We start from the raw sequence: 23,798 nt of genomic DNA, 5'->3' as shown, positions 1-23,798 counted from the left end.
AGTCAAGGCGCGGGCACGCGGCCCAGGATTTCCTGCAAAATGGCGTCGGACGTCATGTTCTCGGCCCGCGCCGCGTAGGTCAGCCCCACGCGGTGGCGCAACACATCCAGCGCGACGTACTTCACGTCCTCCGGCGTCACGTAGGCCCGCTTCTGCAGAAAAGCGTAGGCCCGGGCCGCAAGCGCCAGGTTTATACTGCCCCTGGGCGATGACCCAAACCGAATAAAGGACTGCAAATGCGCCAAGGCGTACCGCTCGGGGTAGCGGGTGCAAAACACCAGGTTCAGGATGTAATCCTCCACCTTCTCGTCAATGTAAATCCGTTTCACGAGTTCCTGCGCCCGCACAATGTTCGCCAAGGAAAACGTCGGCAGCAGGGCCGTGGGGCTGGGCGCCAGGTTTTTTCGAACAATAATCCGCTCCTCCTCCAGCGAAGGGTACGAAATGACCACCTTCAGCATGAAACGGTCCATCTGCGCCTCGGGCAGTTCGTAGGTGCCGCCCTGCTCAATGGGGTTTTGGGTGGCCAGCACCAAAAAAGGCGGCGCCAATGCATACGTGGCGCCCCCAATGGTTACCTGGTGCTCCTGCATCACTTCCAGGAGCGCGCTTTGCACCTTTTCCGGGGCCCGGTTAATTTCATCGGCCAAAACGAAATTCGAGAATATCGGGCCTTTCTTCACACTGAATTCGTTGGTGTGAAGATTGAAAATCATGGTGCCGAGAATATCGGCGGGGAGCAGGTCCGGCGTAAACTGAATCCGCGAGAATTGCGCGCTAACGGCCGTCGCCAGGGCTTTTACCGTCAGCGTTTTCGCCAAGCCCGGCACCCCTTCCAGCAGAATGTGGCCATTGCCAAACAAGCCAACCAGCAGTTTTTCCAGCAAATCATCTTGCCCGATAATGGTCTGCTTCAGCATGGCCCGCAGTCCCTCCACCGCCAAGCTTTCTTCAAGTATCTCGGACTCCAACTGTTCCCACGTACTGGTTCCCACTGCCGAATTCATCATGAGTTAAAAAGCAAAACCGCGCTTTATTCGCAAGTCAGTTGGAAATAGAAAGGTAGTTTTTCTTCAGCTGCGCGTATTGATTCCGCATCGCTTTCACCTTATTAAAATCATTCAGAAATGCTTCTTCGTCAAGTTTCACTTCTTCCTTTTTCAGCCGCCGGGTAGCGTAAGCTAAAGCGAATTGTTGCATCGCATTATCGAATTTTCCCGCTTTGGCATAAGCACAGCCCAGTCCAAAGAGCGCGCGCGGCTGGTTAGGCTTAATCGTTAATGCACTTTGAAAATTTTCGATGGCAGCAGCATCATGATTCATGTACAGATTGAGCATGCCAAAATCGATGTAGAATAAGCTGTCGCTGCTATCCGTGTGCTTTGCGTACTCTGTAAAGTCTTTGTACGCAGGGTCCAGCATCTTATTCTTAAAATAACTCAAGCCCCGCAGATAGCGCGACGACCGAATTGTGGTCAATGTGTCGAATTTAATGGCTTGGGTAAAATTGCTTATAGCAACGTCATACTTTTCTTGTCCGAGCAGTGCTTTGCCATTGGCATAGAAATATTTAAAATGGGGAGCGTAGCGAATAGCATCGGCATACGATTTTAATGCCTTTGAAACATCTTTTATCCCTTCGCTCGCCTGGCCTTTGTAGTATAAAGCCTCCCCATTCTTCTCATCATATTCCAGTGCCTTATCGGCTGAGGTAATGGCTTTGGCATAATCCCCTTTGCTGTACCACGCCTGGCTTTGCAATTGATACACCCGGGACAATTGCTCGTTAGTTGCGGTAATTATCTCTTTCTGGCTGTTCTTCTTGGCCGCCTGCAAGGTAAAATCAAGCAACCTGGCCGCATTGGAAAGGTCTGTAATGGCTTCCGGATATTGTTTCATATCCATCAGGGTGCTGCCGCGCCCAATGTAAGCCTGCGCATTGTTTGCATCACTATTAATAGCATTGGAATAGCCTTTAAGCGCTTGGTTAAACTGCTTAGTTCGCTGGTAAGCTACCCCGATTTTGTAGAATGCATCCGAATATTTAGGGTTGCAATTAATTGCTTTCTGATAAAGGTCAATGGCCTGTTGGTATTTGTCACGAAATGCCGTTGAGCTCGAGTTTTTGGCTTCCTCCCCTGCTTGAGTAAGTCGAATTTCGGCTTTGCCATGCCAGGCCTGCGGGTTGCATTGCCGTATGGCAATTGCCTTATTAAACAAAGTATCTGCCTTGCTAAATTTCCGTGCCGTGGATGCCTCTCGTCCTGCCTCAAAATAGGCAGTGCTAATTGACACTATCTTTTGCAGTTGGTAAGGTTCTATCCCAAGCTTTTCTGCGGCAGCAAAGTCCTCTCCGGCTTTTGGAGCATCATTCATGCTTTCGTAAGTCAACCCACGATAATAGTACGCCAGCCGGTTTTTTGAATCAAGCTTAATAGCCGCGTTAAAACTGCTTAACGCCTCGTTATAGCGTTGCAGGCGGTATAATAATTCGCCTTTATCAAACCAAAAAGAAGATACTCCGGGATTGAGCGCAATGGCTTTGGAAAAATCACTAAGGGCGCCCGAATAATTTTTCGATTGATTTTTCCATTTTCCCTTGGTTATCAAGTACTGGGGTTTTTCGGGCGATGTATCGAGCGCAGTACTGGTCACTACATCGTAATCGGTAATGGCATTATTATAATCATGCTTAACATTAGCGTAGAAATTTGCACGAGAAAGCCGCGCTTCCAGATAATTGGGGAAATATTCAATGGCTGTATTATAGTTCTCAAGTGCCTTTTCCTGATTGCGCTGTGCATCAGCAGGCTGTTTTATTGCCAAAGACTCATACGCCTGCCCTTTTATGTAGTAAAGCTCCGAAAAATCACTCTTGGCCTTTTTATTTTCTTTCAGGATGTTTTCGGAAGCTTCGATAGCGCCAAGGTAATCGCCCGCATCAAGCTTGTTTTTGGGTAACGAAATTTCGCCCAGCTTCTTGGTTATAAACTGAATATCGCCCGCCACAGAGGTGGCCGCTTCTGGTTTCAACGAAATAGCTGCTTGGTAATTTTGCATGGCCTCCGCATACCGGCGCTCACCTTTCGCTTGGTCAGCTCGGCTCTTAAGGCTCTCAAATGTGTACTCTGAGGCAAGTTTTTTGGTGTCCAAAATTCGCTTATCCAGCGAAGGCACCAGTGAATGAATTTCCTTGGCCCTGGAATAAAAGTCCAAGGCTTCTTTGTATTGCCTGTTCAAAACATAACTATTCCCTAGAGCAACGTATTCATCGAAGGTTGCCTGGTTCCTTTTTTCCTCTTCCTGTTTGGCCAATACAAAATCGGCCTTTTCTTTAGCAAAATCTTCCTGAGAAACTATTTCAGCCGTTGGAGAGGCGTCAGTAATGATTTGCACATCCTCTTCGGTAGAGTTACTATCGGTGGCCGAGTTATAAAAGTTAAGCCCTGCAATTAAAGCCTTCCATCGGTTATTGCCCAAGGAGAATAACTGCACAATGGCTTCACGCTCTCTGGGGGTGTATGTCTTGCCGTTGGGTTTATAAGTCCCTCCAAAGTTCTCCTGAAACCGGACTTTGACGTATAGGTATTCTTTTTTCTTTATTTTGGATATCAAGAATTTTGTGAATGAAATATTATTATCAGTTGTTTTGCCATAACTTAGGTCAAAAACGTTCAAGTATTTAATGGCATCAATGTTTTTAGCTGTTTTCACCGAAAAATCCGGGTCTGTGTCGTCTTCTACAATACTATTCCCATCAACGAAGACCTGATTTTTGGTTGGTGTATAGCTGTCCTTCATCACGGAAGCTAATTCGCTAGGAGGGTTGTCTTCAGATGCTATATAATATAAAAGGTCTTGTAGTCTTTCTACTGTAGATTGTGCTTGATACGTCATCTCTTTGGCATCCTTTAGAGTGATTCTCTCTGGAGCAACCTGAGCAACTGACGGAGTGAAGTAAAAAGATAAACTAACCAGTAACAACCCGATTTGGAAAGTCGGTTTGATGCAGTAGATGTTGAATAATTTCATATGCTGGTGCATAAAAACTCAGTTTAGGTAAGCTTTACTAATTTAGTGATGAGCCAACCTGAATTCATTGATTGTCGGGTAAACTGCTTTATCTCAATGCGCCAGCCCGTTATTTGTAAAAAACTATAAGTGACGTCGTGAACCTGTAAAATTTTCAAATTATTTTTTAGACATGCATCAATAAATAAATTTAAATTTTTGCTTCGTTCAGTTGATTTTGAGCCAATTACAAAGTTCCTGATGTTTTTAGGGTTCTTTGTTGCTAAGTCGATATTCATAAATCCGATAGCATGGCTCATTGGGCTTAGCGAGCTTGTCGAATCAGCTGGAATGGGGCATTCCACCAACCCAGCGGAGCTTTCTGAGGCAATTGAAGTACGGACCTGGTTAGAAAACCTAATGTCTGCAATTATCCATTTGGAACTCCCATCAGAAAGATTGTCAATCATTAATATGATAGTTGCCGTGCTTGGTTTTCCATGATACAAAATATCGCAAGTAGCTCTTGCAAACCATTTGTCTCCATTGAAATCTAAATATTGAGGATGTTCCGCATTGTCAACTTCCTTCAGGAATTCATTAATCTGTTGATAATTCCAAGATTGCCCTTTGGCGTCGAATAAAGATTTGATTATCCGGTTTCGTGTTAAAGGGTCGGTTGATTCATGGTTTTTAACATACTTATTAATGAAAGATGATTTGTCATTATTAAAACGCTCAATGAATTCATCCAGCTGCTTGACTTCCCAAGCAAAATTAACTTCGTATTCTTTCCCGTTGCTTTGCGCAAAGCATGATTTTGAAAAAATAAGCAACGCAGCCAAAATCAATACTTTATACGGCATTGAATTGATTATTTTAAATCTACATTCAGTAAAAATCAGCTAAGTAAAAACAAAAGTCAATTAACTAATATATATTAGTTAATTGACTTTTTTAGTTTCGACAACTCCAACATCTCCCAGAAAAACCTGCCAGGCTATGATGGTTTCGCCATTTATAGCTTTTTTATAAGGTTTAGCAATTATTTCTATAGTGCGCTTCGTTATATCGCCATAAAATATTTTTTCATCCATAAGGCCTTTGAATGTTTGAACATAAGAAACGGTACCATGATAATTGCCATCCGTGCCTTTTACGAATTTTGAGACATAGTTGATGTTTGCATACTCCACCTGAACTTTATCGAACTGGCCACTACGAAGCATGAGTTTTGTCAAATAATCTCTAATTTTATACTTAGTCGTCTTCTGAATGGCTATATTGGATACTTCGACTCTTGCATTTTCATCTGAAAATAAATCGCAAGCCAAGCTAATAGCTTTTTTAGCGCTTTCATTGTCTGCATTAACTGCTGTTATGGCTTTCAAATAATCCGTAAACTCCGTAGTCTTTTCTACAGCTTGTTTTTCCATCTCCTTTTTATCAACTGCCATTTCCCCAGGGGTTTCAATTATTTTGGGTGCAGGTGCGGGGGCCGGGGCAATCACCGCTGCTACTTCACCCTGGCTAGCTTTTGCGAGTTTTGCAGCTTTGCCCCGTTCGGACTTGCCCTTGGTATCGTTGGTGACTGCGGTGGTATTCGAAGCGCTGGAGGTGCCAATAAATACTTTGTTGATGCCATCGTGATTTGCCACCAGGATGGGCAACAATTGCTTGGAACTAATAAATATCTGGTGGGTCCCATCCCGGCGAATGATAAGACTCAACGATGTCTTGGGGACCTGGATGCTTTTTCCTTTGACCGTGTAAGTAATATCGTTGTCAGTCTCATCAGTGATGGTGGCCGAAGATGCAATACCTTTTATGTCTACTACAACATCAAAAACTTTCGGTTTCATGAATGCATTCATGAAATCGTCCTTTTCTTTTTTAGGTAAATCCGCGACTTTTGAAAAAAGCACGTAACTCCCAACTGCATTAAATGCAAATAAGACGTCTTCTATCGACTTTGCATAGGTCGGACTTTCCGGCTCTTCCAAGTTTTTAAACTTGACCTTTTCGGCAGTAATTTCTGAAACACTCCCGGGCATCCTGGTTCCGTCAGCTAAGTACACATAGTTTTGCGCTGATGCTGCGTGGATAAGTAGGGATAGGAAGAGTAAAATAAGGTACTTCATTGGGGGCTCACTTCAGGAGTAAAACAAGTCGATTTTGAATGGCTTACGCTTGTGCTGGCTTTGAACTGTGCTGGGAAAAGAGACAGCTAGCCAGACATCACGGACAATACTACGCAGGTATTTAAACAAACCAAATATACCATTCTATAATGGTAAGAAAAGTATAGGTTCCTGGGAAAGGATGCTAGGTAGCACAACAAAACTAGATAGGAATAGCATATTAACGAAAAAAAATTATACAAATACAACATAGCTTTGTCGAATTAATCTATCTGTTAAAGTAATAAATGGAACAGTGTTACATTCTGCGTGTCTATAATAGGCTGAAAATCAAGGTTTAGAACGAAAGTTGCCGCTGCCTAAGTCGTGCCGCTCCTCGCATCGAAGTGAGTGAACACGAAATATCAGTTGACAGTCAATATAAGCTGCTGCCCTTAAGGTCCCGCTCTGGAAGCATTGGCTTGTGTGAAGCAGGCGATTTATAAATTTCCTGCTTGTAGGTGTATTGATGTAGTTAACAGCCAGTCGCAGGACTACAATTTTTCAACAAGCGAAAGCAGCTCTCGCCCAAATACTTTGGGCTTACGTTATTCCCGCACCACGCGGCGCGTGGCGGTGCCTTGGCGGGTGGTCACTGTCAGCAACAATACCCCACGGTAAGCGCCAAAGTTGCTGGCATCGATGCTGATGAGGCCGCCGCCCGCAAACGGACGCTGGAAAATCTGCCGCCCCACCACGTCGGTAGCTACTACCGTGAAAGGGCCGCTACCAACCGGCATGGTCAGCAGCAGCGGCGCACCAGTGGCTAGCGGGTTGGGGTAAGCCGTTAGCGCAGCATCGATAGCAATGTCGCGGGTGCCGAGGCGCACGATGCGGCGGTAAATGTCCCGGTATTCAACGGTGGTAACGGTTTCAACGCCTGCCAGCAAGCGGGTGGTAATGGTGAGCAGCGGCACGTGGTGAGTCTTGGCCAGCCATTTATACTCGCGGGTAATGGGCAGGTCGAACCCCTGACTGATGCCGCCCACCGAAACGCTGTCGTGGTCTTGCAGGCGCGTGACCACGCGCACCGTTTGGAAGGTACCGAAGGGGGTGGTGAGGGTGCCCCAGGCATCGGGCCGGTTCACGCGCTTGCGCTTTTGGCTGAGGTAGCCAACCGAGGCTGCCGCCGCCGGCGTGGTGAAATAGGAGTTGCTGGAATCTGCCGGGCTGGCGAAGCTCAGCGGGAAGCGGTAGATGATGTCCTGCTGCGCTTGGCTGACATACGTAACGGGCACCGCCGTGCCCGCCAACGAAGCCCCAAAGCCCACGGAGCGGAATTCCTGGGCCGCTGCCGTGGCAGTCGACAGGTTGTAGAACTGGTATGTATCGGTGATGGGCAATGCGCCGCCCGCCGCTATCGGCAGGGCTTGCGGCGAAGCCACCGTGGCGCGGTTGACCCCGCCCAGCGCTCCAAACGTGAAGGCGTACAACAAGGAAGTAGCCGTGACCGTGGCCAGCGGTAGGAACGTTTCTACGCGCTGCGAGGTGGGCACCAGGCTGGCGTAGTTCCAGGTTTGATTGGCGCCGCGGCGGGTGAGGGGAGGGGCGGCCGCGGGTAGCACCGGGCTGGCCACGCTCAGCCGCAGCGAATCGACGCCGGTGGTGAGCGCCGGCATATCGGTGCGGTCGATGATGGGCGAAACCTGGGCTTGCGCCAATAGCGGAGCAATGGCCAGAAAAATGGGTAGGAGTTGACGCATAAGCTAGTAGCTGTGAGTAGCTACGAAGGTACAACCGCAGCCCTGTTGCTTATAGCACGCCCTGCATTTCCGGGACTTCACCCGCGGGCACCACCAGCTTGCCGGCCGTTGCGGCCACAATCTGTTCCACCGTCACGCCGGGAGCCCGCTCACGAAGCACAAAGCCGTCGGGCGTCACGTCGAGCACGGCCATTTCGGTTACTATTTTCTTCACGCAGCGCAGGCCCGTGATGGGCAAGGTGCAGTCCGACAGAAGTTTAGAAGAGCCGTCGCGAGCGACGTGCTGCATGGCCACGATGATGTTTTTTGCCGAAGCCACCAAGTCCATGGCGCCGCCCATACCCTTCACCATTTTGCCAGGAATCTTCCAGTTGGCAATGTCGCCGCGCTCCGAAACCTCCATGGCCCCGAGGATGGTGAGGTCGACGTGCTCGCCGCGAATCATGCCGAATGAATCGGCTGAGGAGAAGATGCTGGAACCGGGTAACGTGGTCACGGTTTGTTTGCCGGCGTTGATGAGGTCGGGGTCAACCTGGTCTTCGGTCGGGAAGGGGCCCATGCCGAGCAGGCCGTTTTCGGACTGCAGCTCCACGTTGATGCCAGCGGGTATGTAGTTGGCTACCAGCGTGGGAATGCCGATGCCGAGGTTGACGTAGGAGCCGTCTTTCACTTCCTGCGCAATGCGCCGGGCGATGCCGTGTTTGTCTAGCATAATGGTTTGAACCGCGGATTTATCGGATTAGTCGAATTTCGCGGATTTTGTGGGTGGGAAATTGGGTAGGTGGGTTGGGGCTTATTTGCTGCCCGAGGTGGCCGGTAGGGGCGGGGTGGTGGGTACTTTCTGGTCGGGTACGAAGGACTGGTACACGGCCCGCTTAAACTTGTCGGCCAAATCGCGGCTGGTGCTGATGGGGTATTTCTGGGTGTAAATCAGGCCCACCAGCTTCTCCTGCGGGTCGACCCAGTACGTGGTGCCGAAGATACCTCCCCACTCGAACGAACCCACCGACAGGCCGGGCACGCGCAAATTGGATGGTTGGGTGATGCTAAAGCCGAGGCCGAATTTGTGGTCGCCCTGGTTCACCGTGCCGATTTGGTTCTGCGTCATCAGCGCCACGGTTTCGGGCTTGAGGAAGCGGTGGCCATTGGCCGTGCCTTTGTTCAGCAGCATTTGCAGGAACAAGGCGTAGTCGTCGATGGTGGACGACAGGCCCGCGCCGCCCGAGAAATACGTGCCCTTGGCCTTGGGGTAGTCCGGTACCATGCGGCCGATGGGCGCCATGGGCACGGTGTTTTTGGCGGCGTCTTCGGTGTAGAGGCGGGCCAGGCGGGGCTGCTTGTCGGCAGGCAGGTAAAACCAGGTGTCCTTCATGCCCAAGGGCTCAAACAGACGCGTCCGCAGATAGGCATCCAACGGCTGGCCCGATAGCACCTCTATCAGCCGGCCCAGCACGTCTACGCTCAGTCCGTAGGTAAACTGCTCACCGGGCTGGTGCATCAGCGGCAGTTTGGCCAGCGCGTCCATGGCCTCGGCCAGGCGCCCCGAAGGCGTGCCAATGCCGCTCGGAATGCCCGCTTTGGCATAAATGGCCCGCGCCTCCCGCGTACCAATCACCGGGTAGCTGATGCCGGACGTGTGGGTGAAAAGCTGCCGGATGGTGATTTCGCTTCGGGCCGGTACCGTGGTGTAAGTAGAGTCCTTCTCGTTGAAAGTAGCCAGCACCTTGGGGTTTTTGAAGGCGGGCAAATACTTGGAAATCGGGTCGTCGAGCTGGAATTTGCCTTCGTCGTAGAGCAGCATGAGGCCCACGCTGGTCACGGCCTTGGTCTGAGAAGCAATGCGCACAATGGCATCGGTACGCAACGCGGTTTGAGCGGCCACATCGTCGAGGCCCACGGCTTTGCGGTACACTACTTTGCCGTCGCGCAGCACCAGCGCGATGGTGCCGGGCACGCGGCTAGCCGCCGTGTATTCTTCCAGTAGTTGGTCGATGGAATGGGCATTGCTGGGGTCAACGGTAGCGGGGGCAGCGGCCGTGGTCGTCGGCTGCCGCGCCGGACCCTTACGGACCGGTGCGGCTACCTGGGCCGTGGCACCGTAGCCGCTCAGCAGCAACAGCAGCGCGAGGGATGTTTTTTTCATTGGAGTTGAGTAAAGAGAAAAGCCCGTCATGCAGAGCGCAGCGAAGCATCTCGCGTGCAGTAGTAATCCATCCGGCAGGTTTGGTTGAGCACGCGAGATGCTTCGCTGCGCTCTGCATGACGGGCTTGTTTTAGGCCGTTCGGACCGTGCGCTGCTCAATGCGCTTCTCGTACCGCTCGCCCTGGAAAATGCGCTGCACAAAAATGCCGGGCGTGTGAATCTGATTTGGGTCGAGCTCACCGGCCGGCACCAGTTCTTCCACCTCTGCCACCGTGATTTTGCCAGCCGTGGCCATCATCGGGTTGAAATTGCGAGCCGTGCCTTTGTAGATGAGGTTACCGGCCGTGTCGCCCTTCCAGGCTTTCACGAAGGCAAAATCGGCGTGCAGGGCGGTTTCCAGCAGGTACATCTTGCCGTTGAACTCGCGGCTTTCCTTGCCCTCGCCCACCTCGGTGCCGTAGCCAGCCGGCGTGAAGAAGGCCGGGATGCCCGCGCCACCAGCCCGGCAGCGCTCGGCCAGGGTACCCTGCGGAATCAGTTCCACCTCCAATTCGCCACTCAGCAGCTGGCGCTCAAACTCGGCGTTTTCGCCCACGTAGCTCGAAATCATCTTGCGCACCTGCTTGGTTTGCAGCAGCAAGCCAATGCCGAAATCATCAACGCCGGCATTGTTTGAAATACAGGTCAAGTCTTTTACGCCGAGGCGTAGGATTTCCTGAATGGAATTTTCGGGAATGCCGCAGAGGCCGAAGCCGCCGAGCATCAGGGTCATGCCATCGGCGAGGCCCTGGAGGGCTTGCTGGGCGTTGGGAACGGTTTTGTTTATCATCGGGTGGGTGGGGAAGGGGCGGCCGGAGCCGGCGGCAGGTAATTCACGGGTAAAAATTCACCCATTTTTTCAAACCCCCAGTATTCGTCGGTGAATACGGCCAGCGGGTTCGTCAATTGGCCATTGGGTTGAATCTCGATTTCAGGTACCATCAGCACCAGCTGCGACACCTGCCGGTCGGCCGGCGGAAACGGCGCGTTCGTGGGCAGCGCGGTGCGGACCTGGTAGCGCGGGTCGGGCCCTTCGCGCAGGTAGCTCACCTGCAGGTTATCAACAAAGCGCAGCCAGACGTGGGCGCCGTCGGCCGACATTCGGCGCAGGCTATCGAGGGGCCGGGGCTTGGTGTAAAGCATGGAAAAAGCGCGTGGGACCTTGACCCAGCGCGCAATGGAATCCTGCTCGGCTTTGGTGAAAGCCACGCCCAGCCGCTCCTGCAGCAACTGGTGGCGCAGGCTATCGGCGCGGGCAAAGCGCGGGTTTGGGATGATGCGCAGCCGCTGCGCCAGAAAACCTTCGGCCTGCATGTCGCCATCGTGCACACTCTTTAGGAAGTGCGTGAGCGAGCCGTGGTAGGCCGTGGCGCGGTTGGCTTCCCAGCGGCGCTGCTGGCGGGCGTTGCGCGGCGTCATTTCCTCAAACACCGGCTGGCCGTAGAAGGTGATGACCTGCTGCGTGAAATTGGTGGTGAAATGCAGCCCGTAATACTTGATGCGGTAGCCCAGTGCCTGATTATCAACCTGCACGAAGTTGATGGCGGAGGCCGTCAGCTCGTTGGCATCGGCATCGTAATCCACCAGCACATCGTCGGGGTTGCGAATGCGGCACTGCGCCGAAAACGTGCTGCGGCCCAGAAACAGTTCAGTGAATTTCTGGTAGTCGCTGGCCCGGTTCGGGTTGGGGCGCACCACTACTTCGCTGAGCTTGTTCGCCGTCGGCGCGAGGCGCAGCGTAAGCTGTTGCGGCGCCGCACCTACCACCACTGCTTGCTTGGCGAGTCGGTAGCCGACGTAGGAGCCGACGACGTCGTAGGTGCCGGCGGGCACTTTGGGAAACTCGAACTGGCCCTGCTCGGTGGTGGTCACGCCCAGCGTGGTGTTGGCCAGAAACACGCTGGCAAAAGCCAGCGGCTCGTGCGTCACCGAGTCCTGCACCACCCCGCTCAGGCTACCCTGGGCGCAGGCAAAGGCGGGCCACAGCAGTGTGCCCAGCAGCCACCTTAGCCGGTGCAGGGCACACTGCCTCATGGGGCAGGGCTGCGCGCGGTGGAGGCCGGCACGTAGTCGACCGGCAAGAACTCCCCGATTTTCTCAAAGCCCCAGTACTCGCCGTTGAACACATCGAGCGGGTTCAGCAAGGTGCCGTTGGCTTGAATTTCGGCCTGCTTGCCCTGCAGCTTCAGCCGCGATACCTGCCGCATGGCGGGCGGGGGCAAAACCATTTTGGGGTAGCCCAGCGTGGCCATCGGGCGCTTGTACATGGGGTCGGGGGCCTCGCCGAAGTGGGCCACCTGGAGTTCGCCCGTGAAGCGCAGGTAGGTATGCTTCCCGTTGGGCGAAACCCGGCGAATGCTGTCGACGGGCAGTGGCTCCTGATTAAGGGTAGCGTACACCGGCATAATACCGTCCCACGCTTCCAGTGAGTCTTTTTCGGCGGCCGTAAACGGGCCATTGGGCCGGCCGGCCAGCAGGGCTTTCCTTCGCACCTCGGCCCGCTCGAAGGCCGGGCTGGGCATCACCCGAATCTGCTGGGTCATGAAGTTGTCGGCTTTCAGGCGGTTGTTGTACAGGCTGCGCAGGAAGTGCATAAAGGAGCCCGTATAGGCCGTGAGGCGGTTGGCGGTCCACTGCTTGCGCTGGCGCTCGTCGCGGGGCGTCAGTTCCTCAAACACTGGCTGGCCGTAGTAAAAAATCGAGCCATCCTCCTTGTTGTAAGTGAATTGTAGGCCGTAATATTTCAGGCGGTAGCCCAGCGCCTCGTTGTCGATTTGCACAAACTCCTTGGTGCGGGCCGTGAGCTCCTTGGTCGAGTCATCGTATAGCACGCGCACCTGCTCCGGGTTGCTGATGTGGCATTGCGCCGAAAACGTGGTGCCGCCCAGAAAGAGCTTCGTGAATTCTTCGTACTCTTCCGGCTTATTTGGCTCGGGCTGCACCACCACTTCGCCCAGCTGGTTGCCCGTGGAAGCCAGCTGCAAACTGACCTGCTGCGGCTCACGGGTCATGGTGATGGTTTGCTTGGCGAGTCGGTAGCCGACGTAGGAGCCGACGACATCGTAGGTGCCGGCGGGCACTTTGGGAAACTCGAACTGGCCCTGCTCGGTGGTGGTCACGCCCAGCGTGGTGTTGGCCAGAAACACGCTGGCAAAAGCCAACGGCTCGTGCGTCACTGAGTCCTGCACCACCCCGCTCAATTTTCCTTGTGCATGGGCGCTGCCCAGCGAAAACAGCCAGGCGCAGCATGCTGCTATCAACGTTAAACGATTCATTGTGAAAAATATAATTTGAGAAACAACCGAATCTGTTGCCGCTTAGGCCAAGGCTGCCCGCGTAGCGTCGGCATCGCGGGCCAGCTGGGCCGTGAGGGCGGGCAGCCCGTCGTACTTCTCCTCTGCCCGTAACCATGCCACAAATTCCAGTGTCAGTTTCTGGTCATATAAATCACCTTCAAAATCCAGTAAATTCACTTCAATGGTCTGCGCTAAGTCATTGCCAATGGTGGGCCGCACGCCAATGGACAGCATGGCCTGGTGCCGCGTGCCGGCCGCCGTCACGGCCCACACGGCGTAAATGCCCCGCGCCGGCACCAGCTTCAACGCCTCCGGCACCGAAATATTGGCCGTGGGGTAGCCAATGGTGCGGCCCAGCTTCTGCCCATGCACCACCACGCCCGTCAGCGGGTAGTGGTAACCCAGGTAGCGGTTGGCCGTGGCAATGTCGCCGTGTCGCAGGGCTTGCCGGATGCGCGTGCTGCTCACCCCCACGGCGTCCACGTCCTCGCGCGGAATCTCTTCCACCTGCAGGCCGTAGCGGTTGGCGTGCTGGCGGAGGTAGTCGAAGCCGCCTTCGCGGTTTTTGCCAAAGCGGTGGTCGTAGCCAATCACCAGCTGCTTGGCGCCCACCGTTTTCAGGAGCAGCTCCTGGATATATTCTTCCGAAGTCCACTGCGCAAATTCCCTGGTGAAAGGCACAATGAGCAGGTAGTCGATGCCAAATTCGTCGAGTTTGGCAATGCGCTCATCCAGCGTATTGAGCAGCTGCAAGTCCAGCAGTTCGGGGTGGGAGGGCGGCGGGCCCAGCACCAACCGCGGGTGCGGCCAATAGGTGATGACCACCGACGGCCCGCCGCTGGCCTGGGCCACCTCGCGCAGCCGCGCCAGAATGCGCTGGTGCCCCACATGCACGCCATCAAACGTGCCGCTGGTCACGACAGCATTGCCAAGAAACGGGAACTGAGCCGGGTCGCGGATGACGTGCATAGGACCGCCGGAGAAGCGCATTAAAGGGTAATAAACGCCGCGAAGGTAACGGCCGCGGCCCTGAATAGCCGCCCAGCGACGGGTAAAAGGCTATTCCGGCGCATCAGCTGGTGGCGGGGTGGGCACTTCGGCGGCTTGATGCTCTTTGGCGGCCAGGGCATCGGCCTGCAAGGCAGCAAAGTATTGCAAACCAGCCCGGTTGGGGGCCGTGTTGGGTCGCTCGGGCCGGGTGCGGGGGGCTTCGCCTTCGGCGCGGGGCGGGCGCAGGGCCTGAATGGCGTCCAACGAAAAAGCATCCTCCACCCGGTACTCGCCGATGCGGGTGCGCACCAGCCGCGTGAGGTGTGCGCCACAGCCCAAGGCCAGGCCCAGGTCGCGGGCCAAGCTGCGGATGTAGGTGCCCTTGGAGCACACCACCCGGAAATCGACCTCCGGCAGCGCGATGCGCGTGAGCTCGAAGGTTTTGATTTCAACGGTTTTAGACTTGATTTCGGCGGCTCCGCCCTGGCGGGCAATGGCGTAGGCCCGCTGGCCGTCAATTTTCACGGCCGAAAACAAGGGCGGCGTTTGCTCGATGGTGCCCACGAAGGGCAACGTGGCGGCCGTAATCTGCTCATGGGTGAGGTGGCCGTAGGGCCGGGCCATGTCCACGGCCGTTTCCAGGTCGAAGCTGGGCGTGGTTTCGCCGAGGCGGAAGGTGCCGGTGTATTCTTTTTCCTGGGCTTGAATGAGGTCGATTTCCTTGGTTTTCTTGCCCGTGCACAGGATGAGCAGGCCGGTGGCCAGCGGGTCGAGGGTGCCGGCGTGGCCAATTTTCTTGATGCGCAGCGCATTTTTTACTTTGCGTACCACGTCGAAGGAAGTCCAGGTCAGGGGCTTGTCGAGCAGCAGGACTTCCCCCGTCTCAAAATCAAAATCGGCCAGGGTCTTCGTCATTATACCAGTTGTAGATTGATACCTAAAGCTAACATAATCAGCAGCACGCCGCCCGCAATGATGCGGTAGACGCCAAAGGCGCGGAAGCCGTACTTCGCCACAAAGCCCACAAACAGCCGAATGGCCAGCAGCGCCACCACGAAGGCCACGGCATTGCCCAGCGCCAACTGCTTCAGCTGCTCGCTCGTGAACAAGTCGGCCGGGGCAATGCCGTGGGCCTTAGCATCTTTGTAGTAGTCGTAAATGTCCTTCACGGCCGCCGCCGCCATGGTGGGCATGGCCAGAAAAAAGGCAAACTCGGCCGCCGCCCGGCGCGTGAGCTTCTGGGTGAGGCCGCCGATGATGGTGGCGGCCGAGCGGCTGGTGCCCGGCACCACCGCCAGGCATTGGAACAGTCCGATTATCAGGGCTTCTTTGAAGCTCGGGTTCGTGACCGGGTGTCCGCCGTGGTTGGGCTCCTCCTGCGGAAACCAGCGGTCGACGAACAGCAGCACCACGCCACCGACCACCAGCATCACGGCCACCGTCGTCACCGATTCGAGCAGCGCGTCGATGTGCTTCTTAAACAGCAGCCCCACCAGCACGATGGGCAGAAACGCCACCAACAGCTTCAGATAGAAGTCGATGCTCTGAAAAAAACGCCGCCAGTACACCACCAACACCGAGAGAATGGCACCCAGCTGAATCACCACCAGATAGAGCTTGAAAAACGGCGTGGCCGGAATCCCCAACAAAGCCGAGGCAATAATCATGTGCCCGGTGCTGGAAACGGGCAAAAACTCAGTAATGCCCTCCACGATGGCGAGGAGCAGCGCGTGCCAATAAGTCATTTGTAGCGGTTAGCAATTGGTAATTAATGGTTAACGATTGCAGCTGAAGGGCGTTAACCCCCGTTCAGGCAACCGTTGCGCACTAATAGGGGCGCTTGTAAGCCGGAGCGGCCGATGGAGCAGGCGCGTTGGCGGCGGCCACGGCATCGGCGGTGTAGGCCGGCGTAGCGGTTGGCGCTTCGGGCGCAACGTCCAGGGACTTATCGCGCACCATTATGGCGGCAAACTCCACCGCAAAGCCCGCAATGAGCAGCAATGGCCCCAGCGTGATGCCAACGAAGTCTTCGCCATAATTGGCTTTGTCGCCAAACATCATGGTGATGAAGCCAGCGGCGAGCAGGGCCAAGCCGGCCCACATCAGGCGGTAGTTGCGGGGGCCAAAAGCGAAGCGAAAAGCAGGTTTGGTGGGTTGCATATATGTATGTAGGTTATTCGTTATCAGATTAGAACGTCATGCTGAGCGCAGCCGAAGCATCTCTACCGCAGGAGTAATTATTTACTTACGCAGTAGAGATGCTTCGGCTGCGCTCAGCATGACGTTCTGAGGGATTTTAAAATGACTAATACAGAATGACTAATACAGGTCGTCGAGCGACATTTGAAGGTATTTGTGCACGGCCCTGGCAGAGCTGAAAAAACCAATAACTACGCCCAGCACTACCACGGCCACCAGCAAAAAGCCTAGGCGTACATCGTCGCGCAACAGGCGCAGCTCGCTCACTTCCAGATAAGCATACTGCAGCAGGGCCACGAGGATGAGCGCCGCCAATACGCCACTAGCCAAGCCCTGCCACGTAGCCCGCCGCAGAAACGGTTGCTGAATAAAGAGCCGCGTTGCGCCCACCAGTTGCATGGACCGGATGAGAAAGCGCTGCGAAAACAGCGCCAGCTTAATCGTATTGTTAATCAGAATGACCACCACCAGCACCAGCACCGCCGCAAAGCCCAGCAACACCAGGCTCACGCGCGTCAGGTTATTGTTGATGCTGGCAAACAAATCCTGCGGGTACTGCACCTCAAACACGCCGCGCTGCGCCGCAATGCTCCGGTTGAGCTGGTGCAGGTGCACGGTGTCGGTGTATTCGGGCTTGATTTTGAGCACGTAGGCATCGCGCAAGGGGTTGTCGCCCAAGAACTGGCGGAAGTCTTCGCCGGTGCTTTGCAATAGCTGCCGGGCACCTTCTTCCTTGCTTACAAACTTGATTTGGGGCTTGCCGCTGCGCTCCGCCACAAAGGGCAGCTGGCCCAGGTCCTGCTGCAAGCGCAGCAGCTCCGTTTCGGGCAGGTCGCGGTCGAGGTACACCTGCACTTCCAGGTTTTCGCGCACCACTTCCGACAGCTTCTGCGCGTGTACCAGCAGCAGGCCGAACAAGCCAATCACCACCAAGGCCAGCGTAATGCTGAACACCACGAGCAACGTAGGGTAGGAGCCGAGCTTTTTCTTGCGGGTGTGGGGAGCGGTGGGGGCGGCCATATTTTGGCAAAGGTACTTTCTTCAATGAGCAATTGATAATGAACAATGAACAATTAAGCGAAGGCGCTGGTCGTCATTGAAGCAGAATCGTCTTGGTCGCTCCTAATTGTTCATTGCTCATTGTTCACTGCCCATTGAATCAAAGATTCGTCCGCGGGTCCTCGTCTACACTCAGTACCTCTTTGCCCTCGCGTGCTTTCTGGGTGTTGCGCTCCTTCTTTTTGGGATTTTTGCGGGTGAACAACTCCCCGAATGTATTGAACTGCTCGGTGTGCAGTAGCGAAAGGCCGGCGCGGGGCTGGTTGATGGTTTCGAGGTCGCGCGGGGTGGTTTCGTAGCGCAGCTTGGTGCGGAACTTGCCGTCGGGGCGCAGGTAGTATTCCAGGCTCAGGTCGCCGAGCAGGGAGGCCTGGCCAGCGGTGTTGCCGGTGCCGGGCACGGTGCTGCCGCCGGTGCTGCTCGCCAGGTTGGGGTTGTTGGTGAAGCCGCCCTCGCGGGTCACGCGCAGCCGGCCGTTCAGGAAGGAGTAGCTCAGACGCACCTGCAGGGCCTGCAGCTGCTCGGTGGTCAGGCCGCTGATGTTGAAGTCAATTTCCAGGTTCTGGTCAATCTGGGACGTCAGCAGGCCCAGCTGGGTGCTGAGAATCTGGCCCAGACTGTTTTGCACCGAGTTGTCTTGCCCCTTGATGGAAATGGTGCTACCCAAGGAGGAGCCCCGAGGCGAAAGCTGCTTAAAAACCAGCAGGCTGAATACCTGCCGGTTAAGCTCCTGCTCATCGTTGCGTAGCGAGGCGGTGAAGGCGGCCAGCTCGCCCTGCAACGCGCCCGGCGCATCGTTGAACTCCAGGTTGAGCCGGATGGCTGGCAGCAGCAGCGGCCCGGTCAAGGTCATCACGGCCGTCACGGGCACCACGGCTACGCTGCCCACCGAGCCGCTTTCCAGTACCGGGGCCAGTGAAGTGCGTTGCGTGTAAGTGGCCGTCAGGTTCATCTCGCCGGCCAGCGGGTCGCCGTTCCACGACACGATGCCGCCGGGCCGCACCACAAACTCTTTGTTAATCAGGCCCTGCAAGGTGAAGTTGTACGCCCCGCGCACAATTTCTACCTGGCCGTACATATTGAATTCGCCGCGCGTGTCGATGGCCATGCGGAGCTGCCCGGCCGCCGAACCCCGAATGACGTCGCCGGTGCTCTCGTCCAGCAGAATTTCGACGTAAGCCTCCGGCGTAATCGTCAGGTTCATGTTCAGCTTGATGCCCGACAAATCCACCTTGTCCTGCACGGCCACGGCCTTGGCCTTTTTGGTGATGACGGTGTCGCCCACCGGGTTGTTGTTCACGAACTTGATGTAGCCGGCCTTCTCAGCTTTGGCAGCATTGTCCAAGGGCAGTGAGACGCGGGTGCCGGCTTCGCTGCTGGCCCGCACCGTGATGTCGAGGTCGTCGGTAGGGCCGGTCACGCGGGCGGTACCGGTGGCGTAGGCCGTACCGAAATACAGCTCATTGTCTTTTCGCGTGGTGTTGAGCACCTGCATTTTACGGAAGGTGGCGGCAATGTCCAGGCTCATGTCCTTGAAGCCGTGGTGGCGCACCACGCCGTCCACGGTGCCGGTGTTGCCCAGCACGTCGCGCAGCTTCACGTTACGGAACTCGATGGAAGTATTGGTGAAGCTGACCCTATCGGCAAAGGTGTAGGTAGTGCCCAAGTAGCCGAAGGTGAGCCGACCGTTGCTCACGTCCACAAAGCCCAGCAGATTAGGCGAATCGAACCGGCCGGTGAGGCGCAGCTCCCCGCGGCCGGTACCGCCCAGGTTTTTAAACAGCGAGCCCAGAAAGGGCTGGGCCAGCACAATGGGCGCATCGTTGAGCGTGCCCTTGAGGTTGAATTGATTGGTAGCGTCGCCGGGCGCGATGTCGCCCAGCACGGTCAGCACCGACTGCCCGGCACGGGCCACGTCCAGGTTCACCAGCAGCTTGCGGGCGGCGTTGTCCCAGTCGCCGCGCCCGGCCACTTGCCCAATCAGCACGTTGTCGTATTTCAGCGAGTCCACGCCCAAGGTGCTGCTGATGGTGAGCGGGCCATACACGCCGCTGATGGTGCCCTGGGCATTCACGCGGCCGGCCAGGTTTTGGCCGGTCAGCGTTTTGAGGGTGGCCAGCTCAAAATCTTTCACCTGCAGTTGCAACGGCGGCTTGGCGGCATCAGCCGAAATGAAGCCCTGCGCGCCCACAAACTGCTCGCCATTGCTGAAGGTCAGGTTCTTCACGTCGAACTCCCGGCCGTAGTCTGAAATCTGCACCGAGTTGTTCTCGGCAATGGTCCAGGTCTTGTCCAGCAAATGCACGTCTGACTTGCGAAACACTATTTCCACGGCCCGCGACAAAAAGCCCAGCGAGCCGTTGATGGTGGCCCGGTTGGTGGTGCCCGTCTGGGCCAGCGAGGTCGAAAAGTTGATGTGCTGCTGGTCCCACACGCCTTCCACGATGAATTTTTCGGTCCGTCCCAGCGTGGGCAGCACCTGCCGGGCACTCGTGATGCTGGCCTGGGCTAGAATATCGGGCTTGTAAGGCAGCTTCGAAGTCAGGAAGTCGAAGTCATCGTTCACCGTCTGCACCGGCCCGTAGCGCAGGCTGTCGAGGTGCCCGCCAAGCTGGAAAATCGACGTGGCCCCGCTCCGGAACGAGCCATCGATGCGGCTGCCGTTGGCCACCTGCAACTCCGGCACAAACAGCGCCAGCACCGGGTTGGGCTTCTTCAGATTAAGCAGCAAGTCGACCTGGTACACGGGCAGCGCCCGCTGCTTTTTGCGGCGGTAGTAGTCGGCCGTAGCGGCGGCATTGCTCTCGAAGTTGAGGCGGTATTCCGTAATAAGCGTTTGCACGTCGTGCACCACGTCGGAGGTGTTGAACGTGCCGGCCATGCTGGCGTCCACGGCTTCTGAGCGCAGCGTCACGCGGCGCTGGTTCAGGCGGTTGCGCGTGCTCACTACGTCGAGCGTGTCGAGGTTCAGCTTGCGGCTGCCCATCGTGAAGCGCGAGTGGCGCAAGTAGGCATGGCCGATGAGCGAATCGAGCTGCACGCCCCGGAATTGGACGTCGGCGGTGGTGGCCACGGTCAGCGGCTGGCTCGTGAGGCCCAGGGTACGCAGGTTGGCGTGGTCAATTTTGGTCCGAATATCCACGTCCTGGTGTTCGCGGTCGAGGTCGATGTGGCCATCGGCCACGAGGCGCACGGCCGGGTCGTTGGCCGTGATGTGCCCACTGAAAGCCTGTTGGTGGAAGTCGCCCGTGAGGCTGATGTTATGGTAGCGGTAGCCACTCAGCCAGATGGCCGGCACCGATAGCGACGCCCGGCCCCGCGCAAACGGCGGCAAGAAGCCCATGCCCGCCACGCGCCCGTCCAGCGTCACGTCCCGGATGATGCTCTCGTCGCCCAGAAACTTGCCTAGTTGAAAAGCATTGCTGCGCACCGTGCCTTCGTAGGTGGCGTGGGTGAGGTCGGTTTTGGTCTTGAGGTTGACGTCCGTGGCCACAAAGCCCAGGGCCGTGTCGAAGGAAGCATTGGCCACGAAGTCGTTGTAGAAGCCCAGCACCGTGCCGTGCAGCTTCACCTTGCCCAGGCGCTGCACAATCTTATTCGCAGCCGGGGGCAGCCATTTCTTCAGGTCGTTGGCCACCACCACCGAAGGCAGCAGGCGCAGGTCGATAAAGCTCTCTTTGTAGTTGGGCAGGCCGTCGGCGTGGGCGCGCTTGGCCACGATGTGCGTGCCCGAGCCGTAGCGCACATCTAGGTTGTTTACCTTGAAATCGCGCACGTAACCCTCGGCATCGCCCGAAATGGCCACCGATTCTTTCAAATCGCGCAGCTGCGGGGCAAATTTGGCAATGTCGTCGGAATAGACCTTGGAATTGCGCAGCCGCGCAATAGTCTTCATCGAGTCGTTGTAGTCCGTGAAGTTGCTGAACACCCGGAACTCAAACCGCACATAATCTTTGATTTGGCTGCGGCCCACGCGCAAGCTCAAATCCTTGAATTCCCAGAAGTGTGGCCCATACGTCATGTCGGCCGTGATTTCGCGCAGCTGCGACTGCGAGGGCGTTTCCACTGCGTGCAGGTGGCTGATGCGCAGCCCCAGGGTGTCGCCCAGCTTTATTTTAGAGATGTCGGCGTAGATGCTGTCCACCAGCAGGTGGTCGTAGTCGATGCTCTGGCCGTAGGTTTTGGCGCGCGGTACATCGCCTTTCTCAATGGCAAAATGGCCGTTGCGCAGCGCCACGCTCCCCACCTGAAAGTCGAACGGCTGCGAGGCCGCCGTATCCTTCGACGGCCCAATCATGCGCTTCACCGCCGCCATAAACTGGCTGAACGTGGTCGAATCGGGCTGGCCGGGCAGGTTCTTTAGCTCAAAGCGCGGCTCGTTCAGCGTGAGCGTGCTGATGTGCAGGTGGCGCGGGTCGAATACCGAAAACAGCGAAATATTGGCGTCGGCTTGCCCAATGCCGAACAACTCGCCCCCGCGCCGGTCCTTCACGCTCACCGAATCGAGTAGCACGCGCGAAAAAGGCCGGATATCAACCCCACCGATGGTGACCTGCTGGCCCAGTTTCCGGGTGAGCACGTCGGCCACCTCGTGGCCGATGCGGGTTTGCACGCTGGGCACCCGCAGCGCAATCAGGGCCCCCACCACGGCCAACACCACCAGGAGCACCAAGCCCAGCAGTATTTTTAGCAGAATAGCGAGGAAACGACGCACCGGAGCAGAACAGTTGAAGGCGAAAAACGCGGGTTAATCCGCAAAGTTGCGGTTTTTTAGTCGTTTGGTTAAAACCACCAGGCCGCTCAGCCAATTATCAGGTCAACGGAACGGCCCGCCGTACGCCGTGGTTCAGTTCTCTTACGGCGAATTCAAGCCCGTAACGCGAACTTTGCCGTCCCGGTCCCACGGTCGGAGCGAAAGCACCCCGAAAATCGACCTGCGCGGCGAATCTATCGATAAGTAGCGCGGACTTTGCAGTCCGCGTCCCCGCACCGCTCGGGTACCCGCCGGGGACGCGGACTGCAAAGTCGGCACCACGGCCCGCTTCAAATCTTCTGTACTAAACACCATGGCCTCACCCGCTCACCCCATCATCCTCGCCATCGAATCTTCCTGCGACGACACCGGCGCGGCCGTGCTGGCCGGCGGCCAGTTGCTGAGCAACGTGGTGGCCACCCAAAAAGTCCACGAACAATACGGCGGCGTGGTGCCGGAACTGGCCTCGCGGGCGCACCAGCAGCACATGCTACCCGTCGTCACGGCTGCGCTCAAGGAAGCCGGCCTCACCAAAGCCGACCTTGACGCCGTGGCCGTCACGCAGGGGCCGGGCCTGCTGGGCTCCTTATTAGTCGGCGGCATGTTTGCCAAAACGCTGGCGCTGGCCCTGGACAAGCCGCTGCTGGCCGTGAACCACATGCGCGCCCATATCCTGGCCCATTTCATCCGCGACCCCAAGCCCAACTTTCCCTTCCTCTGCCTTACCGTGAGCGGTGGCCACACGCAACTGGTGGTGGTGAAGTCGGCCTTGGAAATGGACGTCATCGGCCAGACCATCGACGACGCCGCTGGCGAAGCCTTCGACAAAACCGCCAAGCTGCTCGGCCTGCCGTACCCCGGCGGCCCGCACCTCGACAAGCTGGCCCGCCAGGGCAACCCCGAACGGTTTGCCTTCCCCGTAGGCACCATGCCGGGCTACGACTTTTCCTTCAGCGGCCTGAAAACGGCGGTGCTTTACTTCCTGAAAAGGGAAACCGCCGCCAACCCCAATTTCGTGCAGGAAAACCTGGCTGACCTCTGCGCCAGCATTCAGCACACCATTGTGGCCACGCTGCTGCGCCAGCTGCGCCGCGCCGCCGCCGATACCGGCCTCACCCAGGTGGCCCTGGCCGGCGGCGTGGCCGCCAACTCCGGCCTACGCACCGCCCTGGAAGCCGAAGCCGCCGCCCAAGGCTGGCAGGTGTTCATCCCGGAATTCCAGTTTTGCACCGACAACGCCGCCATGGTGGCCATGACGGCCCATTTCCAATACGAAGCCGGTGAGTTTGCCGACCAGCTCACCAGCCCCAACCCGCGCCTGAAGCTGACGTAGGCACCGAATACCAGAACGTCATGCTCATCTGGCGTCCGCGCAGCCGAAGTATCTCTACCGCAAGTAAAATGGATTACTTCGGCGGTAGAGAT

At 56.3% G+C, this 23,798-nt stretch carries 17 protein-coding genes; 1 reads left to right on the top strand and 16 read right to left on the bottom strand.

Going from position 1 to position 23,798, the window contains the following annotated elements; genetic code table 11:
* Window positions 1–2: 2 nt before the first annotated feature.
* The 16 genes from JKL48_RS20620 to JKL48_RS23660 all read right to left on the bottom strand — a co-directional run bounded on the left by JKL48_RS20620 (window position 3) and on the right by JKL48_RS23660 (window position 22,334).
* A complete protein-coding gene (locus JKL48_RS20620) occupies window positions 3–920 on the bottom strand; it encodes an AAA family ATPase (protein WP_201986909.1) in 918 nt (305 codons plus the stop codon).
* A 124-nt stretch (window positions 921–1,044) separates the two neighbouring features.
* On the bottom strand, window positions 1,045–4,032 hold the full coding sequence (locus JKL48_RS20615; protein WP_201986875.1) for a tetratricopeptide repeat protein: 2,988 nt from the start codon (window positions 4,030–4,032) through the stop codon (window positions 1,045–1,047).
* Between the two features lie 23 nt (window positions 4,033–4,055).
* The gene (locus tag JKL48_RS20610; protein ID WP_201986874.1) at window positions 4,056–4,877 is read right to left on the bottom strand and encodes a hypothetical protein; all 822 of its coding nucleotides are present in this window, start codon (window positions 4,875–4,877) and stop codon (window positions 4,056–4,058) included.
* Between the two features lie 78 nt (window positions 4,878–4,955).
* Window positions 4,956–6,152 (bottom strand): hypothetical protein, encoded by a 1,197-nt coding sequence (locus tag JKL48_RS20605; protein WP_201986872.1) that lies wholly within the window; start codon window positions 6,150–6,152, stop codon window positions 4,956–4,958.
* Window positions 6,153–6,739: 587 nt separating this feature from the next.
* Window positions 6,740–7,894, bottom strand: coding sequence for a T9SS type A sorting domain-containing protein (locus JKL48_RS20600; protein ID WP_201986871.1), 1,155 nt, complete (start codon window positions 7,892–7,894; stop codon window positions 6,740–6,742).
* A 49-nt stretch (window positions 7,895–7,943) separates the two neighbouring features.
* Window positions 7,944–8,606, bottom strand: a complete 663-nt coding sequence (locus JKL48_RS20595) for a 3-oxoacid CoA-transferase subunit B (RefSeq protein WP_201986869.1) — start codon at window positions 8,604–8,606, stop codon at window positions 7,944–7,946.
* 81 nt (window positions 8,607–8,687) lie between these two features.
* Complete coding sequence (locus JKL48_RS20590; RefSeq protein WP_201986867.1) at window positions 8,688–10,037, bottom strand: serine hydrolase domain-containing protein; 1,350 nt, start codon at window positions 10,035–10,037, stop codon at window positions 8,688–8,690.
* A 130-nt stretch (window positions 10,038–10,167) separates the two neighbouring features.
* Window positions 10,168–10,866, bottom strand: a complete 699-nt coding sequence (locus tag JKL48_RS20585; protein ID WP_201986866.1) for a CoA transferase subunit A — start codon at window positions 10,864–10,866, stop codon at window positions 10,168–10,170.
* Window positions 10,863–12,110, bottom strand: a complete 1,248-nt coding sequence (locus JKL48_RS20580) for a carboxypeptidase-like regulatory domain-containing protein (protein ID WP_201986864.1) — start codon at window positions 12,108–12,110, stop codon at window positions 10,863–10,865. Before JKL48_RS20580 ends, JKL48_RS20585 begins: the two co-directional genes overlap by 4 nt.
* Window positions 12,107–13,351, bottom strand: coding sequence for a carboxypeptidase-like regulatory domain-containing protein (locus JKL48_RS20575; protein ID WP_201986863.1), 1,245 nt, complete (start codon window positions 13,349–13,351; stop codon window positions 12,107–12,109). The genes JKL48_RS20580 and JKL48_RS20575 overlap by 4 nt, the downstream gene beginning before the upstream one ends.
* A gap of 42 nt (window positions 13,352–13,393) precedes the next feature.
* Window positions 13,394–14,341 carry a bifunctional riboflavin kinase/FAD synthetase gene (locus tag JKL48_RS20570; protein WP_201986906.1) on the bottom strand — a complete coding sequence of 316 codons (948 nt, stop codon included), beginning with the start codon at window positions 14,339–14,341 and terminating at the stop codon, window positions 13,394–13,396.
* 90 nt (window positions 14,342–14,431) lie between these two features.
* Window positions 14,432–15,277 (bottom strand): tRNA pseudouridine(55) synthase TruB, encoded by an 846-nt coding sequence (gene truB / locus JKL48_RS20565; RefSeq protein WP_201986861.1) that lies wholly within the window; start codon window positions 15,275–15,277, stop codon window positions 14,432–14,434.
* Window positions 15,277–16,107 (bottom strand): undecaprenyl-diphosphate phosphatase, encoded by an 831-nt coding sequence (locus JKL48_RS20560; RefSeq protein ID WP_201986859.1) that lies wholly within the window; start codon window positions 16,105–16,107, stop codon window positions 15,277–15,279. Before JKL48_RS20560 ends, truB begins: the two co-directional genes overlap by 1 nt.
* Window positions 16,108–16,189: 82 nt before the next feature.
* The gene (locus JKL48_RS20555) at window positions 16,190–16,522 is read right to left on the bottom strand and encodes a DUF3098 domain-containing protein (protein ID WP_201986858.1); all 333 of its coding nucleotides are present in this window, start codon (window positions 16,520–16,522) and stop codon (window positions 16,190–16,192) included.
* 159 nt (window positions 16,523–16,681) lie between these two features.
* Window positions 16,682–17,581, bottom strand: coding sequence for a cell division protein FtsX (locus JKL48_RS20550; RefSeq protein WP_201986856.1), 900 nt, complete (start codon window positions 17,579–17,581; stop codon window positions 16,682–16,684).
* A gap of 139 nt (window positions 17,582–17,720) precedes the next feature.
* Window positions 17,721–22,334, bottom strand: a complete 4,614-nt coding sequence (locus JKL48_RS23660; protein ID WP_201986854.1) for a translocation/assembly module TamB domain-containing protein — start codon at window positions 22,332–22,334, stop codon at window positions 17,721–17,723.
* Window positions 22,335–22,686: 352 nt separating this feature from the next.
* Between JKL48_RS23660 and tsaD the strand changes: the two genes are divergently transcribed.
* Entirely contained in the window at window positions 22,687–23,706 is a 1,020-nt protein-coding gene (tsaD, locus tag JKL48_RS20540; RefSeq protein WP_201986853.1) for a tRNA (adenosine(37)-N6)-threonylcarbamoyltransferase complex transferase subunit TsaD, read from the top strand.
* Window positions 23,707–23,798: the final 92 nt, after the last annotated feature.

It is taken from the genome of Hymenobacter rubidus, from assembly GCF_016734815.1.
GTDB classification, from domain to species: Bacteria; Bacteroidota; Bacteroidia; order Cytophagales; family Hymenobacteraceae; genus Hymenobacter; species Hymenobacter rubidus.
This window is presented reverse-complemented; position numbering and strand designations above follow the sequence as displayed.

What these genes read in the sequence shown, in the direction of transcription:
- JKL48_RS20620 (WP_201986909.1), bottom strand. Translation starts at nt 920, where the DNA reads ATGCTGAAGCAGACCATTATCGGGCAAGATGATTTGCTGGAAAAACTG.
- JKL48_RS20615 (WP_201986875.1), bottom strand. Translation starts at nt 4,032, where the DNA reads ATGAAATTATTCAACATCTACTGCATCAAACCGACTTTCCAAATCGGG.
- JKL48_RS20610 (WP_201986874.1), bottom strand. Translation starts at nt 4,877, where the DNA reads ATGCCGTATAAAGTATTGATTTTGGCTGCGTTGCTTATTTTTTCAAAA.
- JKL48_RS20605 (WP_201986872.1), bottom strand. Translation starts at nt 6,152, where the DNA reads ATGAAGTACCTTATTTTACTCTTCCTATCCCTACTTATCCACGCAGCA.
- JKL48_RS20600 (WP_201986871.1), bottom strand. Translation starts at nt 7,894, where the DNA reads ATGCGTCAACTCCTACCCATTTTTCTGGCCATTGCTCCGCTATTGGCG.
- JKL48_RS20595 (WP_201986869.1), bottom strand. Translation starts at nt 8,606, where the DNA reads ATGCTAGACAAACACGGCATCGCCCGGCGCATTGCGCAGGAAGTGAAA.
- JKL48_RS20590 (WP_201986867.1), bottom strand. Translation starts at nt 10,037, where the DNA reads ATGAAAAAAACATCCCTCGCGCTGCTGTTGCTGCTGAGCGGCTACGGT.
- JKL48_RS20585 (WP_201986866.1), bottom strand. Translation starts at nt 10,866, where the DNA reads ATGATAAACAAAACCGTTCCCAACGCCCAGCAAGCCCTCCAGGGCCTC.
- JKL48_RS20580 (WP_201986864.1), bottom strand. Translation starts at nt 12,110, where the DNA reads ATGAGGCAGTGTGCCCTGCACCGGCTAAGGTGGCTGCTGGGCACACTG.
- JKL48_RS20575 (WP_201986863.1), bottom strand. Translation starts at nt 13,351, where the DNA reads ATGAATCGTTTAACGTTGATAGCAGCATGCTGCGCCTGGCTGTTTTCG.
- JKL48_RS20570 (WP_201986906.1), bottom strand. Translation starts at nt 14,341, where the DNA reads ATGCACGTCATCCGCGACCCGGCTCAGTTCCCGTTTCTTGGCAATGCT.
- truB (WP_201986861.1), bottom strand. Translation starts at nt 15,277, where the DNA reads ATGACGAAGACCCTGGCCGATTTTGATTTTGAGACGGGGGAAGTCCTG.
- JKL48_RS20560 (WP_201986859.1), bottom strand. Translation starts at nt 16,107, where the DNA reads ATGACTTATTGGCACGCGCTGCTCCTCGCCATCGTGGAGGGCATTACT.
- JKL48_RS20555 (WP_201986858.1), bottom strand. Translation starts at nt 16,522, where the DNA reads ATGCAACCCACCAAACCTGCTTTTCGCTTCGCTTTTGGCCCCCGCAAC.
- JKL48_RS20550 (WP_201986856.1), bottom strand. Translation starts at nt 17,581, where the DNA reads ATGGCCGCCCCCACCGCTCCCCACACCCGCAAGAAAAAGCTCGGCTCC.
- tsaD (WP_201986853.1), top strand. Translation starts at nt 22,687, where the DNA reads ATGGCCTCACCCGCTCACCCCATCATCCTCGCCATCGAATCTTCCTGC.